Below are 14,761 nucleotides of genomic sequence, written 5' to 3'. Positions count from 1 at the left end.
ACGATGTCTAGGAAATAGCCGTTTCCTCGAAAATGACTTTAACGAATTCTACGTTGCGGTCCTCCGGACCTTTAACGGGGAGGCCAACTTCAACATGCTCGACAATGTAGTCGATATTTTTCTGGGAAATAACCTCGCCTGGAAGTAGAATAGGGATGCCAGGTGGGTAAACATAAATAAACTCGGCGATAATTCGGCCAGCTGACTCTTTGAACGGAACGACCTCGGTCTGTCCGTAGAAAGCATCGCGCGGCGAGAGCGACAGCTGGGGAATATCCGGGATTTTGACAACGAGTTCACGAGCCTCGGCGCCTTCATGGAAGCTGTCCGACAGCGCACGCAGCGCCTCCAGCAATTTTTCTATCGAATCGGATGTATCACCAGGCGTAACAAGGCAAAGAATGTTATACATATCGCTCATTTCAATTTCGAGGTTGAAATGGTCACGAAGCCAGTTTTCCGTCTCATAGCCGGTAATGCCGAGATGACGGACATGAATAGCGACCTTGGTTGGGTCGAGATCAAAGGTAGCTTCGCCACCTAAAATTTCCCGTCCAAAGCAGTACAAGCCTGGGATTTCATTAATGGTCTTGCGCGCATATTGGGCAAGCTCAATCGCTTGTTCAGCCAGCTTGTGACCGTTCAAAGCCAAATTGCGGCGCGACGTATCGAGCGATGACAGCAAAATATAGGATGTCGACGTTGTCGTCAGCATGCTGATAATCGTCTGAATGCGGTGGGGATTAACCCGCCCGCCGCGCACGTTCAGCACGGAGCTTTGCGTCATCGAGCCGCCCAGCTTATGAACGCTCGTCGCTGCCATATCTGCGCCAGCCTGCATCGCAGACATCGGAAGCTTTTCATTGAAATGAATGAGTACGCCGTGCGCCTCATCTACGAGAACCGGAATATCGAACGTATGCACGAGATCGACGATCTCCTTCAGGTCGGCGCATACGCCATAATACGTCGGGTTGATAACAAGCACTGCTTTCGCATCGGGGTGCTTGTCCAGCGCGCGTTTGACAGCGCGTGTCGTAATGCCGTGATCAATGCCGAGATTTTCGTCACGCACGGGTGAGATAAAGATCGGACGGGCACCTGCAAAAATAATCGCTGCCATAATGGACTTATGCACATTGCGCGGAACGATGATTTTATCGCCGGGAAGACAGACGCTCATAATCATCGTAATAATGGCACCGCTCGTTCCTTGCACGGAAAAATAAGTATAATCTGCGCCGAAAGCATCGGCTGCAAGCTTCTGGGCTTCCTCAATAACGCCGGTTGGCTGATGCAAGTCATCCAGCGGAGCTATATTTATTAAATCGATCGATAACGCGTTATCGCCGATAAATGCACGAAATTCGGCATCGCTGCCTAACCCTTTCTTATGTCCTGGAATATGAAATTGGGTTGGATTCTGTTCCGCATGGCGGCGTAATGCGCTGAAGAGCGGGGTTTTGTTATGATCCATCGCTTTCATCCCTGCCTCTCTAGTTAAAATACAAACAAGGTTGAGTATAGCAAAAACAAGTCGGAATGCAAGAAGCTTTTTTTAAAAATATAGGAAAGTATAGCATTACGCGGTACTTTCTCTATATTTCTACGCGAAACGGTGCTTTGCCGCCAAAGGACGGCGACAGCCGTTTGCGCTTGAAATATAGGAAAGTATAGCATTGCGCAATCCTTTCTCTATATTTCTCGGAATGAAACGCGCCGCGCTGCCAAAGGACAGCGCGAGCCGTTTCACCTGGATCGCTTGCTTGCAGCAGAAACGGAGGCTCGATATTTAATGAAAGAACATAGGGGCATAAAGCCATCCGGCGTCGTTATTTGGCGCTCTCCTTTTATTATTCAGCTGCTGATTATTATGTTTATTATTGAATTTGTAAAGGGCGCGCTGCTCATCTCCATTTTGCCAGTGTACATGGGTACGGTGCTGGGTTTATCTGCCTATGCGATTGGCTGGGCGCTGGCGCTGCAATATATTGGCGATAATTTGTTCCGCAGCCCGATTGGCTGGCTTATTGACCGTTTGGGCTACCGCTCCGTAATGCTTGCGGGTATTGTGCTGACGTTCACCTCTGTTTTGCTTGTCGCTTTCGTGCATCATACGAGCTGGATTGTAGTCGCTTGCCTGCTGCTTGGCATCGGGTCGTCCCCGCTATGGCCTTGCGTCATTACAGGAGCAACAGAGGAGGCTGGAGAGGAAGCGAGCGGCCGGGCGATGAGTGTCGTCTATGTCGCTTGGCTGGTTGGCGTGGGCGCGGGGCCGATTGCGATTAATTTTCTGCTGTCCAGCTCGTATACGGCAGCGTTCCGCCTCATTATTGGCGGCATGATCGTCGTTGTCCTGACGACGATGTTTCTGCCCGGTCGCGGGCGCATGAAGCAGCGTTCAGGCGCAGCGGAAGAGGCTGCGGCGCAGACGGATTCGCATGCAGCGAACACAAGTGATGCTGCAAGAGAGCCGCTCAAAGTTCGGGCCAGCCGTTATTTTGCCAAGGTGGGCAAGTCGCTTCATGCCAGCAAGCTGCTTTATCCGGCAATGTTTGTGCAGAACTTCTCGCTGGGGCTGTTGACGCCGATCTTAACGCTGTTCGCGCGTTCAGTGCTCCATCTGACGCCTGCCCAGTACAGCTGGTTTCTTATCGCGGGCGGCGCCATTACAGTGCTGGGGCTAATCCCAGTCGGGAAGTTTGTCGACCGGCTCGGGACAAAATGGTTTTTGCATGTCGGCTTTCTCCTCGCCGCGATCTCGCTGCCGCTGCTAGGCATGACTCGTTCACTGCCGCTGGTGCTGGTTATTGTGGCGATTGTAGGACTTGGCTATGCCTGCATCATCCCGGCATGGAATGCTTTAATTGCTCAAGCGATTCCGAAAGAAGAGCGAGGTGCAGTATGGGGCTTTTTCCTGACGATCGAAGGCTCCGGCATGGTGCTGGGCACGATTTTGTCCGGCAAGCTGTGGGATACATTCGGGCATCAGGCACCATTTTTAGTAAGCGGTGCAATGCTGCTCGTCCTATTTGTTCTCCATTTGTTCATTACCAGAAAACAGCCAGTTATGATAACATAACGTGTGGAGGGGATGAGCTTAATGGACAGACGCTTGTTAATTGTAATGGCTACCTTAATGACAACATTTATTGGCTTCGGGATTATTATCCCGGTCATGCCCGAAATTATTAAAGCAGCAGATCCGCTTGGCGCTGAGGCGCATACGGGTTTGATGCTCGCGGTGTATTCGGCCGTATCGTTTGTGCTGTCGCCAGTTTGGGGAAGCTTGTCTGACCGAATCGGCAGACGGCCTATCATTCTCATTGGCGTACTTGGCTTCGCTTTAAGCTTTGTATTATTCGGCTTGTCGTCGGGCAATTTGACGCTGATGTATTTGTCCCGTGTGCTGGGAGGGTTATTTTCCGGTGCAGTGACTTCGGTTATTGTTGCTTACGTAGCGGATATTACAACGCCCGAGGAGCGCACCAAGGGCATGGGACTGGTTGGCATGTCAATCGGCCTCGGTTTTACGATTGGGCCGGGATTTGGCGGTCTGCTGAGCCTCGTGTCGCTGGAGATGCCGTTTTATGCAGCTTCCATCCTTGCGCTGATTACTTTCATTCTTGCATGGGCCAAGCTCAAGGAATCGCTGACACCGGAGCAGCGCCGCAGCGGGGCGAGCCGCCGAGAGTCGCGCTGGAAAGCATTTACCGGGCCGCTTAAATATTTGTACATACTTGCGTTTTTCGTTACCTTTACACTGGCGGGATTAGAAGCGACCTTGCAGTTTTTCGGCATGAGGCGCTTTGATGTAACGCCGCTGCAGGTTGGGATTTTATTTTTCGTCTGCGGCTTTGTCGGGGCTTTAATTCAAGGTGGTGTCGTGCGCAGAAGGATCAAAGCTGGCGAAGAGGGCAAATACATTGCCATCGGGCTAGTTATATCGAGCATCGGCTTTTTCATGCTGCTCGCTGCGCATTCGCTTTGGTGGGCAACCCTTTCCTTGGCCGTGTTCGGCATCGGCAATGCGCTCATTCGCCCTTGTGTAACGTCATTAATTACTCAGAAGACGACAGTTGGGCAGGGCGTTGCCTCTGGCCTAAGCTCGTCGATGGACAGCTTGGGGCGTATTGCTGGGCCGCTGGCGGGAACGTTCCTGTTTACACTGGATTTGAGGCTTCCTTATGTATCCGGAGGCATTCTGTGTCTGGCAGCGCTGCTGCTGCTCGCGCAATTCCGTCAATTGGATAAAAAGAAAGCTGTAGCGCAAGCTTAATATTTCTCGTGTGCTTCAAATATCATCACTTTCTTTGGGGCTGCCTTCGGGCAGCTCTATTTTCTTTTCTGGGGGCAGAAGAAATGGGGAATCTCTATATCTGGGCGGTCTGGCGGGAGAAAAAGGGGCACTCATATGTGACAAAAAAACGATTAGCCCGAAAATCGTCCCGAATAAAATAGTCGCAGAGTACAGGCGATCATGCCGATGCCCCGCGACTGTTCGGTGCAGCTTCATTTATTTGCCTTCTTCGTCGGCTGAAGTACCGTAGAGGCCAGGCACCGGAATATCGAGAAGGCGGTAATAAACCCCAAGCTGAGCCCGGTGGTGAACCATATGGCTGAGTCCAAAGGTGCGGAGCGCGATCGCCCGCATAGCTAATTGCCAGTTCAGCAGGTTGACCAGGTGCGTGACGAGCCCTCCGAGTGTCATCGATTTCTCGTGCGGTTTCCACGCCATATGCTCCTCGGGCAAGCGCTCCAGTATTCGGCGTGTATTGGCCAGCTCATGCATGGCGTCTCCGATGATCAGTTGTTTCACCATAAATTAACTCTCCTCCCTTATATAGTGATAGTACTATAAACGTGATGGAGTGGAAAGGCTTGTCTCGGTCGTTTTGGGCATCCGCAATGAATACTTAGAGCTGCTTTTTTTTGAGGATAAAGGGACAGAGTTTTATTTTTTAAAAATAAATATATGGTAATATGAGGATATGATTACAAGGAGAGGAGAAGGTAATGAAGAAACCGATTTTTCGCGCATTGCTTACGGGAGCTGCCTTTGTCATTGTTTTTTATGGTGTGCAAATACTCGGAGGCATATATATGACAAAACATTACGTCCCCGACATCATGGAACAATATGCATCTGTAGACTACTTGCAGAAAAACGTAACCGTAGGCTGGGTGGACAACACTCCTATTTGGGCGTGGCTGCAGGTATTGCCTGTCATGCTGTTTGGAGTAGCTGCATACTACTCGGCAAGGCTGCTGAAAAGCAAGCTATCGAAATGATCAGCGATAGGCTAACACTTACTTTTCAGGCCATCAACTCCCATGTCCGAAATATTTGCTGATCAACAAAAAACCGCTGCACCTTGCAATAGACAAGGGCAGCGGCTTTTAGCATGTGCGATACTTTTATGCGTCTTATTCCTGCACGAGCGAGCGGCGATACAGCGGCAGCAGCGATTCATAGGTTGAGGAAGCAAGCTTCATAAGTGCTTCGCCATCACGCAAAATCGGGTCGTCAGCCGCAATATGCTGACCGATGAGCAGCTCTGACTTCTTCACGTCGCGGAAGCGGATGAGGGCATGCTTCCATTGCTCATCCGACATTTCGCTGACGGCAGCGGATTCCTTTTTCGTATGATCAAGCGAAATGACATAAGAGGAAGGAACCTGCGCGATTACCTCATCAAGCTGATTCAAGTAAGCGGAAGCGATGCGGGATTTATTCGGCGTCTCGTAAATGAGCGCAAACCATATAAATAGATGATCGTCAAAAAGGCCCAGTTGAAAATGAGGATGCGCCTTATAGCCGCGCTTATTATTGCAAATGGCGAGCCAAGTATCCTTAGGCGGATTTACGGAACGGCGGGCATGCTTTGCTACATGCAGAAACATTTCGTCGCCTGCCTGCATGGAAAGCTCGGTGCGCAAGCGCTCGCCAATGGCGTGGAACTTAGGCTGGATTTTTTCCTGGATTCCCGCCATGCGCTCCGCTAATCCCTGAAGCTGAAACACATCGAAGTCCTCTTGTGTAAATCCTGTAAATTCGGTCGTGCTGTTTGCTACTGTATTTATGGTCATATGGTTATCTCTCCTTGCTTGGAATGAATGATAATTTCAAATAAAAAATCGCCATTTGCGTGCGATCCCGCAGCCCCAGCTTGTGAAGCATATCGGAAATATAGTTTTTGATCGTGCCTTCACTTAAAAAAAGCGATGCGGCAATTTCCTTATTGGATTGCCCCTCGGCCACGAGTCGAATAATTTGCTGCTCGGCCTGCGTCAAGCTGTAACGTGCCGCAAGCTCGCTGCTGGTCTGCTCTTCTGAAGAAAGCTCAGTTATTGCAGCTTCTTCTGTTTCTGGCATCGTAATCATGCCCGCCAGCTTGCGGGCGATATCGGGATGAATGAGCAGCGAGCCTTCATGTACGGTTTTAATGCCGTTAATAATGCGGCTTGGCGGTACGTTCTTCAGCAAATAGCCGCCAGCGCCGCAGCGGATCGCCTGCACAATATAATCGTCATCATCGAAGGTGGTCAGGATGAGGACGGCAGGAGGCTGCTCCTGTGCCCGAATGAGCCGTGTGCCTTCGACGCCATCACAGCCAGGCATGCGAATATCCATCAGCACGACGTCAACCTTCGTTGATTGCACGAATTCAGCGGCCGCCTTGCCGTCGGCGCATACCCCCGCAACGTGGAGCTCCGGGTCAAGCTGCAAAATAACCTGCATGCTTTCCCGAATGAACGGGTCGTCATCTACAATCAATACCGTAATCATGGCAGCGGCTTCCTCCTATCCTTTCACAAATGCTTGTCGCTCGCCTGCATCATTAGCAGCACTGCCGCCTAGCAGCGGGAGCTCAGTCGTCACGCTGAAGCCAACCTCCGACTGCCAGGACAGCTTTCCGCCGATTAATGAAATGCGCTCCCGCATGCCGCGCATGCCAAGCCCTGCTGTTATGGCCCCTTCGGGCACAGCCCCATTGTTGGCTATCGTTAGGGCTACGGTGTTCGGCTGAAAAAGCAGCGTTACCTTTACCCTTGTAGCGCCGCCATGGCGAACCGCATTCGTAATGGCTTCCTGCGCATTTTTGAACAAAATAAATTCCATGCTTGGATAGAGGGGGCGCGGATTTCCCTGCACCTCAAAGGCGACTGCGATGCCGAGCGCTTCGCCGGAATCTGTAACGAGTCGGTCCAGCGCATATTGCCTCGAGTCTCCTTCGCTAGGCACTGCGAGCCTGCGCACCGTTTGGCGCATCCGCTCCATGCTGTCCTGCAGCTGGTCGCGAATTTGCCCGACCGTCGCCTGCGCGCGGGCAGGGTCTGCCTGGAACAGATGCAGCGCGGCCTCGGACATCATTTTCACCCGAATCAAGCGATGCCCGAGATCGTCATGAATGTCCCGCGCAATGCGATTGCGCTCTTCAGTCTGCGCGTACTGCTCAATCTGCGAGGCGTAGCTCTGCATGCGGCGCCTTGCGGCTTCCAGTTCCTCATGGCTTTGCGCAAGTGCTGCATACAGCGTCTCCACTTGGCTGCGCTTGTCCTCTACCTGCTGGGCAGCCTGCAGCACCGCCGCAATCGTCAGCCACAGCAGCAGCATAGCAGCCATCATGCCCGGCGCTTGTTCGTGCATGGCGATCCAGAGGCATGCCCCTCCAGCCAGGGTCCATAATGCGGCCATGCCAGCTGAGGGCTTCGTGCTTAAGGCTGCTATTAAAGTAGAGAAGGGGAGCAGAAACAAGACGCCGCCAAAATGATAGGCGAACGATCCGAAGCCAAGCAGCTCTATCAACAAAATCAACGCCGTGTATTTCGGAAACAGCGAACCTAGTTTAATGAGGGACAAAGCTATCAGTACGCCTATTGTATAAAAGGCATAGCTTGCAGCTGAAATCGAGAATACGCTGATGACTGCGGGTCCAGCAATTAATAGGCCTCGAAACCAGTGAAACGGTACGTTCATATCGGATTAGCTCCCGCAGCGCATTAGGCTTTTATCGTCCTAAGGCGTTTTTTCATTTTAATTTATATCGTTTCATTATAGCATAATCCGCCAAAAACCGGCTGTATACAGCCGGAGCCAATGATATGACTTTCGTCACCTTCATTTTGTGACTTTGTAGAGCTGTATGCTCGTGAGGCGGCGTTTTATAATGGACACAAGATGATAAACGTGGAGGATGAGCGCTTGATGAGCCTAGTAACATTTAAAGATGTCGTTAAAAAATATGACAGCACCATTACCGTCAACCATTTGACTTTTGATATTGGCGAAGGCGAAATATTTGGACTGCTTGGGCCTAATGGAGCGGGGAAAAGCACCTCCATCCATATGCTGTCGGGGCTGCTGCCATTGAGTAGCGGGGAAATTACCGTTGGCGGATATTCCATCCGCAAGCAGCCGCTGGACGTTAAGCGCCTCATTGGCTTGGTGCCGCAGGAGCTGGCGATTTACGACATGCTGACCGCTTGGGAAAATGTAGCTTTTTTCGCAAAATTGTATGGACTCAGAGGCAAGCTGCTGAAGCAGCGGGTGGAGGAGTCGCTGCAGTTTGTCGGGCTGCTGGAGCGGGCAAAAGACAAGCCGTCAACGTTTTCAGGCGGCATGAAGCGGAGACTGAACATTGCTTGCGCGATTACCCATCGCCCGAAGCTTATTATTATGGATGAGCCGACGGTCGGCATCGACCCGCAGTCCCGCAATCATATATTGGAGTCGGTGCGCGAGCTTAACCGTCTGGGTTCGGCCATTATATACACGAGCCATTACATGGAGGAAGTGGATGCGATTTGCTCGCGAATTGGCATTGTCGATAAAGGCAAGCTTATTGCCTGCGGCAGCAAGGAGCAGCTCAGACAGCAGGTCGGGCAGGAGGAGCGCATTATTTTTGAAGTCGATCAGGCCCATCCAGCTGCGGCGAAGGAGATGAGCGAGCATCCGGCCGTCAAGCAGATAGACGAGCAGGACGGCCAGAGAAGGCTTGAGGTTACCGTGAAGGATTCGCCATCTGTCCTTCAGGATTTGCTGTTTATTTTGCAAAAGCACGGCATTTCGCTGCGCCAGCTGACCCGCGTCGAACCGAATTTGGAGTCTTTGTTCCTCCAGTTAACCGGCCGCTCGCTGCGCGATGAATAGGGGGCGGAACATGCGGACTTGGTGGATTACATTAACCTATGAATGGATAAAATTGATCCGAATGCACGCGCTGCTTGTTGTGCTGGCTGGTCTCCCGCTGCTGCTCATCTATTTGCTTGGCAGCGCTTTTGACAGCGAAATCAAACCAGCGAAGGTGGCGGTATACAATGCCGATCAAGGGGCGATGCGCGAAGGTGTAGATGCTTTCTGGCAAGGAGCTGACATCCTCCCATACGTTCGTCCCGCAGCGCTCTCCTCAGAGGCTGAGGTGCGGGAGGCGGTGCAGGATGGAGCAGCCGATTACGGCGTTATCATTCCTGCTAATTATTCCGCCAAGCTTGCAGCGGGAGAAAGCGTAAGCTGGCACACCCTCGACGGTCATGACGGGAGTAAAAATATTGCGGCCCATTCTATCGTTCGTTCGTACCTGTCTCAGGTGAACATGGAGGTGGCGGCCTTCAAGGTGCTTGGGCCTGAAAGCTTATCCGGGCTGGAGAGCCGCCAGACGGATGCAGCTGCACTCGTTAAAGTGCAGACGCTGGGCGGCGGGTCAGACCAATCCTTCGGCTCTGTATCGGCTATCCAATATTATTCTGTCGCTTATTTGGTCATGTTTTTGCAGTATGGCGGCATGACGGGAGCGGTTTCACTGCTGCGGCAAAAAAGAGAAGGAACCTTGCAGCGCTTATATGGCATCCCTGCGTCGTTTAATAGAGTTGTAGCGGGCATCATTAGCGGTGCGGCGCTGCTCGGCGTGATGCAGACGATTATTATTATTGTTTTTACCAAGTATGTTTACGGCGTCGATTGGGGAGGGGCTTACTGGGGAATCGCCCTTATCTCACTGCTGACCATTATCGCGGGCTCTGGACTAGCACTGACGATAGCTTCTTTTGCCAAAACCGTCAAAACGATGCAGACGCTGTTTAACACGATTATTTTCAGCATGACTTTTTTAAGCGGGGGCATGGTTGCGATGATTCAGAACAAGCTCGGCCTTATCAGCAAGCTGAATATTAATTTTTGGGCGAATGCTGCTCTGCGCGGCTTAATGGATGGTTCGAGCCGCGTTCTCGTTTGGCAAAATATCGGTATATTGGCTGCTATAGCCGCCGTTCTTGCTATTTTTGCAATTATTCGTTTGCCTAAGGTGGTGAAGCAGCATGCGTAGCTTGCCAATTGCGATGCAGCTCATTCGCAGAACGATGGGGACGCGCCGGGGCTTTTTTCTAAATGTGCTGCTTCCTGCAATTGCCTTGTCGGTTATCGCTGGCTTGTTCAGCAGCCTGCAAGCGGATAAAGAAATTATTGCGGTCAGCAATGCGGATCGAGGAGCTTTCGGCGCTTATATGCTGAACATTGTGAATCAGGACTCGCTTTATGAGGTGCGCATACAGACGGATTTGACGGGCAAGCAGCTCAGGGAAGCCGTTGCTGCTGGTGACGCGGATGCGGCCATTTTTATTCCTGCCGATTTCACGGAGCGGCTGCTTGCCGGCGAGCAGCCACAGCCGGTGCTGTATCGCTGGACAGAGCAGCTGTGGAATGCCTCGCTGCTAGCCTCGCTTGAGGCTGAGGCTAGCAGCATGGCGGCTTCCGTACAATTGCTGCTAGCAGCCTCTGGCGGTGCTGCTCCTGATGCGGGGAAGCTGAGCGAGCTGCTGGAGCAGCAGGCGAAGCCTGCGGTCAGCGTAGAGCATACTCCGATGAAGCTAGGGGTAGTGGCTGCCAATCCGATTATGATTGGATCGATTTTGCTTTTTCTCATGCTGCTGGTCAGCCAGTCTGTCGGCTTTATAATGGAGGATCGGGAAATGCGGACGATGCAGCGCATGTACACGGCGCCGCTTCGCGCCTTCGATATTGCTCTAGGCAATTATTTGGGCAGCATATTGGTCGGCACCATTCAGCTTGTGCTGGTGCTCTCGCTCACTTATTTTGTATTTGGCTATTCGCCAGGCGTTTCCTTCGGTGCGATGCTTTTAGTATTGGAATGCTTTATGCTGGCGGCAATAGGCGTGATGACGGCTGTGGCGGGGCTCGTGCGAAATGCCCATCAGCTCAGCCAAATCAATTTGCTCATTGTCTCGCCTACCTCGATGATCAGCGGCTGTTTTTTTCCGCTGTCGATGATGCCGGAATTTTTGCAGAAGCTGGCCAATTTCATGCCGCAAAAATGGGCGCTGCAAGCCATTGACCGGCTGAGCACAGGCGCCGGGCTCTTAGACATTGCGCAGCCGATATTGATTTTAATGCTGTTCGCTGTCGTACTGCTTATTTTCGGCGCGGCTGTACTACGCCCAAGCCAGCAATAACGGGGATTCAGCTTCTCTATTGAATCATTTACAATAGTGCATGTACTTGCTCACTGGCGCAGCTTGCTGGTGGGGAGGGCCTGCACTATTTTTGCGTGGAATTATTTAGAGAGCGAAAAGTGAACCTTTTGACTCCGTTAATTGTTAATAGGGTGTACACGGCGAGAGCGAGAGGAGGGAAAGCGGGTTATGACGGAAAGAGAGCTGTTTGAGCAATATAACAAGGACGTCTATAAAACATGCTACTACATGCTCAGAAATGCAGCGGATGCGGAAGATATATGCCAGGAAGTATTCGTGACAGCATTCCGCAAGGAATGGCGGCAGGTGGAGCAGCTTAAAGCTTGGCTGCTGCGCTTGACAGTCAATTGCTGCCTGAATGCAATCCGCCGCTCCAAAAATGGGAGGCTTAAAGAAAGCTTAAGCGAATGGCTGTCTCGCAGACAGCCGGAAACGGTGGAGCAGGTAGTCGAGAAGCGGGAAACGGATCAAGAATACAGCAGGCTTGTGCAGCAACTGCCGCTGAAAATTCGCTCAGTAATAGCGCTGCGCTATATGCAGGAGCAGACGCTGCCAGAAATAGCAGACATTCTAGGTATTCCAGTAGGCACGGTGAAATCGCGGCTGCACAAAGGACTGAAGCTGATGAAGCAGTCGCTGGAAAGCAGTTCGACCCATAATAAACAAGGAGGCCTGTCCTATGAAGCCATCAGAGAACGAAATGATTCAGCGTTTAAAAGAAGTTAAACCGCCAGCCTATCCGGATTTTGAGGCGATGTGGCAGCGGATTGAGCAAGCAGGCGTTGAAGGAGCCATTGGCAGCAAAGGGGCTGCCCTAACAGAGGGTTCTCAGCTGAACGGAGCAGGCTTGCAGCAAGGAAAATCTAGTGCAGCAGCATCCGGGCACGAATCTGTGCGCGTTTTGCGGAAGCCGCGCAGCCTGAAGCGCGGTCTATTTATAGCAGCAGCCGTTGCTTTAGTTGCGGCGACTCCGGTTTTTGCCTATCAAATGGACTGGATTCAGCTGCTGAATGGCAGAAGCGGCATTCAATCGGCATTAGCTCAAGGGATGGGACAAAATATTGAAAAGTCGGCAGTACAGGACGATGCAACGTTTACGATTCATACAGCGGTTGTTGATGACAATCGTACCGTGCTGCTGTACAGCCTCGTTCCACCAGATGGGGAGGACGGTTATTTATCCTTCACAAATATGCATTTGACGGACTCAAACGGTAAAACGATTGATGGCAACTACTCAATGAGAGGCTGGGATGAGGCCAGCCAATCGTACCGCGGTTATTTCGAGACGGAATGGACGCCAGAGCAGTTAGTTGATAAGGTGGATTTTACGGCGTCGGAGGCAAGCTTCATCTCAAACGCGTCTCTTCCCATTGAACTGGACTTAGCAAGCGATGGCATACAAGTTTTTAATTTGGATAAGGATGGAATGGGCAAGCTGGAAGTCCAGCTTTTCAAGCAAAATGGAGACGAGGTTTTGCTATCTTCCGCGCTCAGCTTTACAGATAAAACCGTGTCGGGCTATGCTTACCCAGAGCTGACCGTCAAGAGCGGGGACACGCCGATTAAAACAAGCCGCAGCGGTACATTTGGGAAACCGGGGCCTAATGGTGAATATACGATGCAGCAATATTTTAAACAAAGCGAATTAAAGAGTGGCAATATAACGTATAGCCTAAGCTACGCACGTGAAGAGAATCGTATTGAGGGGGAATGGAATCTCCCGCTTCAGCTCGATAAACAGGCAATGCTAGCCGGTACGATTAAACGTGATGTTCATTTGCCGATTGATTTGCCGCAAGGCAGTTTTAATATTGATCAGGTTGTCATTACACCAACTCAAATTAGGCTTGCTACTAGCCATGAGCAAAAATATATGCAGTATTCCTTCAAAAATTATGAGCTTGATGTGGGAGGAACCATACTGGAAGGCCATTTTTGGGGGAGCGACGACCCGTATACCAATTCTATCCGGTTTGAGCGTCCACAGGGGCTTACTGTTACAGAGCAGACGCCGATTACGCTCATTCAAAGCTATGAGGTAACAGAGCATACGGACAAGGATGCTGTCATTCACCTGAGCAGCATAACCGAAGAGAAGCAGCACATGACAACGGAAGTAGGCGGCTACGAGGTTAAGTGGACCTATTACCGCAAAGGGGCGGATGTGTTCGTCCAAAACGAAAGCGATGACAAGACGTTCGGCGGCGTCAACCAGACGTACCGACTGGAAGGTAAGAAAAGCTTCCCTAGCGAGATATTGACCGCGAATTTCTCTGGCGATGGCATTAACAGCTCGACGGAGGTTTTCCGGAACTACGATGGAGACAATCTTGATTTGCACATGTATTACTATACGACGGATGCGCCAGACAAGGAACTCCGTACGTCTATATTGCCGCAGTAAGCGCGTAGAAGCTGCTGCTCACGCTGACAGCCGCCCCGGTTTAGGGGCGGCTTGTATTATTTTTTTACCCAAAATCCACTTTCGCTTTAAAATTAGTCAATAATCCAAGTTGCCAGAACATAAGATGGAGTATAAGATAGAAATAAGACAAAATTGTCAGAACATTTAGTCAAATTTGTGAAAGGTGTTACGACACTGTTTTGAAGGAGGGATTGCCGTGAATAAGAGCCACGAAGTCGAGTATTGCAATTTGGAGCTGCGATTTGAACGGCGGCAAATCCAAAATCTCATCCGCGATCTCATTCAGGAAGGGTACTCCTTGTATTGGAGCGAAACGGAGGTACAGTTTCTCATCTCGATTCGAACAGGCCGCAAGCTGGTGAAGCTTAAGTTTCAGCGGATGAAGGATAGCTACAAGATGGTGGGAGACTATTTAATCCGGGACGAGAGGTTGTCGGAGCTGCTGGAAAAGCTCATTAATGATTCCAGAGGTCATGCGGTGGTCAAGCGAATGAAGGATCGTCAAATCGTCATTGAGAGCATTATGTTCGGTGAGATTATACGACTTGTGGAGGTGTCCGGTATGGAACATCGGATTATTTATCAGAAGAAGCCGCTTGTGACCATGGAAGAAATGATCAAAGCTTTTCAATCCAAACGAGCAGAGGAGCGCGCCCAGGTGCTGCGCTATGAACTTGATTACGAGCTGTCCGTTCTGTATGAAGCGCTGGAAGCTGTAGATGAGGCTGCTGTCCTTTCGTCAAAAGCAAAGCTTGGCGAGCTGCGGCTGGAAATGCTGCAACTCGAATTGTAAACGCCGTCTATTTGAGAACAAAGGTTGTACAAAATAGATAAAGCGGGTGT

At 51.0% G+C, this 14,761-nt stretch carries 14 protein-coding genes; 9 read left to right on the top strand and 5 right to left on the bottom strand.

What is annotated here, in order from left to right:
• Positions 1-7 precede the first annotated feature (7 nt).
• The gene (locus tag AC50Y5_RS30010) at positions 8-1,477 is read right to left on the bottom strand and encodes an aminotransferase class I/II-fold pyridoxal phosphate-dependent enzyme (RefSeq protein ID WP_099521842.1); all 1,470 of its coding nucleotides are present in this window, start codon (positions 1,475-1,477) and stop codon (positions 8-10) included.
• A gap of 318 nt (positions 1,478-1,795) precedes the next feature.
• On the opposite strand from AC50Y5_RS30010, the gene AC50Y5_RS30005 reads away from it, so the two are divergent.
• On the top strand, positions 1,796-3,082 hold the full coding sequence (locus AC50Y5_RS30005) for an MFS transporter (RefSeq protein WP_056038766.1): 1,287 nt from the start codon (positions 1,796-1,798) through the stop codon (positions 3,080-3,082).
• Between the two features lie 21 nt (positions 3,083-3,103).
• Complete coding sequence (locus AC50Y5_RS30000; RefSeq protein WP_056038762.1) at positions 3,104-4,279, top strand: MFS transporter; 1,176 nt, start codon at positions 3,104-3,106, stop codon at positions 4,277-4,279.
• 237 nt (positions 4,280-4,516) lie between these two features.
• Here AC50Y5_RS30000 and AC50Y5_RS29995 read toward each other — a convergent pair whose 3' ends face one another.
• Positions 4,517-4,822 (bottom strand): DinB family protein, encoded by a 306-nt coding sequence (locus tag AC50Y5_RS29995; RefSeq protein ID WP_056038755.1) that lies wholly within the window; start codon positions 4,820-4,822, stop codon positions 4,517-4,519.
• A 194-nt stretch (positions 4,823-5,016) separates the two neighbouring features.
• On the opposite strand from AC50Y5_RS29995, the gene AC50Y5_RS29990 reads away from it, so the two are divergent.
• Positions 5,017-5,292, top strand: coding sequence for a hypothetical protein (locus AC50Y5_RS29990; protein ID WP_494865133.1), 276 nt, complete (start codon positions 5,017-5,019; stop codon positions 5,290-5,292).
• Between the two features lie 135 nt (positions 5,293-5,427).
• Here AC50Y5_RS29990 and AC50Y5_RS29985 read toward each other — a convergent pair whose 3' ends face one another.
• From AC50Y5_RS29985 to AC50Y5_RS29975, 3 genes are read right to left on the bottom strand one after another with little or no spacing between them, the layout of a single operon-like run.
• Positions 5,428-6,090 carry a DUF1054 domain-containing protein gene (locus AC50Y5_RS29985; protein ID WP_056038751.1) on the bottom strand — a complete coding sequence of 221 codons (663 nt, stop codon included), beginning with the start codon at positions 6,088-6,090 and terminating at the stop codon, positions 5,428-5,430.
• Between the two features lie 4 nt (positions 6,091-6,094).
• Positions 6,095-6,790, bottom strand: coding sequence for a response regulator transcription factor (locus tag AC50Y5_RS29980; RefSeq protein WP_056038749.1), 696 nt, complete (start codon positions 6,788-6,790; stop codon positions 6,095-6,097).
• A gap of 15 nt (positions 6,791-6,805) precedes the next feature.
• Positions 6,806-7,981 (bottom strand): sensor histidine kinase, encoded by a 1,176-nt coding sequence (locus AC50Y5_RS29975; RefSeq protein ID WP_056038746.1) that lies wholly within the window; start codon positions 7,979-7,981, stop codon positions 6,806-6,808.
• Between the two features lie 228 nt (positions 7,982-8,209).
• Between AC50Y5_RS29975 and AC50Y5_RS29970 the strand changes: the two genes are divergently transcribed.
• The 6 genes from AC50Y5_RS29970 to AC50Y5_RS29945 all read left to right on the top strand — a co-directional run bounded on the left by AC50Y5_RS29970 (position 8,210) and on the right by AC50Y5_RS29945 (position 14,711).
• Positions 8,210-9,154 (top strand): ABC transporter ATP-binding protein, encoded by a 945-nt coding sequence (locus AC50Y5_RS29970; RefSeq protein WP_494865130.1) that lies wholly within the window; start codon positions 8,210-8,212, stop codon positions 9,152-9,154.
• A 10-nt stretch (positions 9,155-9,164) separates the two neighbouring features.
• The gene (locus AC50Y5_RS29965; protein WP_494865128.1) at positions 9,165-10,325 is read left to right on the top strand and encodes an ABC transporter permease; all 1,161 of its coding nucleotides are present in this window, start codon (positions 9,165-9,167) and stop codon (positions 10,323-10,325) included.
• The gene (locus AC50Y5_RS29960; protein WP_056038738.1) at positions 10,318-11,469 is read left to right on the top strand and encodes an ABC transporter permease; all 1,152 of its coding nucleotides are present in this window, start codon (positions 10,318-10,320) and stop codon (positions 11,467-11,469) included. The genes AC50Y5_RS29965 and AC50Y5_RS29960 overlap by 8 nt, the downstream gene beginning before the upstream one ends.
• A gap of 189 nt (positions 11,470-11,658) precedes the next feature.
• Entirely contained in the window at positions 11,659-12,216 is a 558-nt protein-coding gene (locus AC50Y5_RS29955) for an RNA polymerase sigma factor (protein WP_056038733.1), read from the top strand.
• Positions 12,170-13,897, top strand: coding sequence for a DUF4179 domain-containing protein (locus AC50Y5_RS29950; RefSeq protein ID WP_056038730.1), 1,728 nt, complete (start codon positions 12,170-12,172; stop codon positions 13,895-13,897). The genes AC50Y5_RS29955 and AC50Y5_RS29950 overlap by 47 nt, the downstream gene beginning before the upstream one ends.
• A gap of 217 nt (positions 13,898-14,114) precedes the next feature.
• Positions 14,115-14,711, top strand: a complete 597-nt coding sequence (locus AC50Y5_RS29945) for a YkzI domain-containing protein (RefSeq protein ID WP_056038727.1) — start codon at positions 14,115-14,117, stop codon at positions 14,709-14,711.
• Positions 14,712-14,761 lie beyond the last annotated feature (50 nt).

This window comes from Paenibacillus sp. JT22N7, assembly GCF_059383875.1.
Note: the sequence above shows the minus strand (reverse complement) of the source record. Positions and strands in the feature narration are given on the sequence as shown.

What these genes read in the sequence shown, in the direction of transcription:
- AC50Y5_RS30010 (WP_099521842.1), bottom strand. Translation starts at nt 1,477, where the DNA reads ATGGATCATAACAAAACCCCGCTCTTCAGCGCATTACGCCGCCATGCG.
- AC50Y5_RS30005 (WP_056038766.1), top strand. Translation starts at nt 1,796, where the DNA reads ATGAAAGAACATAGGGGCATAAAGCCATCCGGCGTCGTTATTTGGCGC.
- AC50Y5_RS30000 (WP_056038762.1), top strand. Translation starts at nt 3,104, where the DNA reads ATGGACAGACGCTTGTTAATTGTAATGGCTACCTTAATGACAACATTT.
- AC50Y5_RS29995 (WP_056038755.1), bottom strand. Translation starts at nt 4,822, where the DNA reads ATGGTGAAACAACTGATCATCGGAGACGCCATGCATGAGCTGGCCAAT.
- AC50Y5_RS29990 (WP_494865133.1), top strand. Translation starts at nt 5,017, where the DNA reads ATGAAGAAACCGATTTTTCGCGCATTGCTTACGGGAGCTGCCTTTGTC.
- AC50Y5_RS29985 (WP_056038751.1), bottom strand. Translation starts at nt 6,090, where the DNA reads ATGACCATAAATACAGTAGCAAACAGCACGACCGAATTTACAGGATTT.
- AC50Y5_RS29980 (WP_056038749.1), bottom strand. Translation starts at nt 6,790, where the DNA reads ATGATTACGGTATTGATTGTAGATGACGACCCGTTCATTCGGGAAAGC.
- AC50Y5_RS29975 (WP_056038746.1), bottom strand. Translation starts at nt 7,981, where the DNA reads ATGAACGTACCGTTTCACTGGTTTCGAGGCCTATTAATTGCTGGACCC.
- AC50Y5_RS29970 (WP_494865130.1), top strand. Translation starts at nt 8,210, where the DNA reads ATGAGCCTAGTAACATTTAAAGATGTCGTTAAAAAATATGACAGCACC.
- AC50Y5_RS29965 (WP_494865128.1), top strand. Translation starts at nt 9,165, where the DNA reads ATGCGGACTTGGTGGATTACATTAACCTATGAATGGATAAAATTGATC.
- AC50Y5_RS29960 (WP_056038738.1), top strand. Translation starts at nt 10,318, where the DNA reads ATGCGTAGCTTGCCAATTGCGATGCAGCTCATTCGCAGAACGATGGGG.
- AC50Y5_RS29955 (WP_056038733.1), top strand. Translation starts at nt 11,659, where the DNA reads ATGACGGAAAGAGAGCTGTTTGAGCAATATAACAAGGACGTCTATAAA.
- AC50Y5_RS29950 (WP_056038730.1), top strand. Translation starts at nt 12,170, where the DNA reads ATGAAGCCATCAGAGAACGAAATGATTCAGCGTTTAAAAGAAGTTAAA.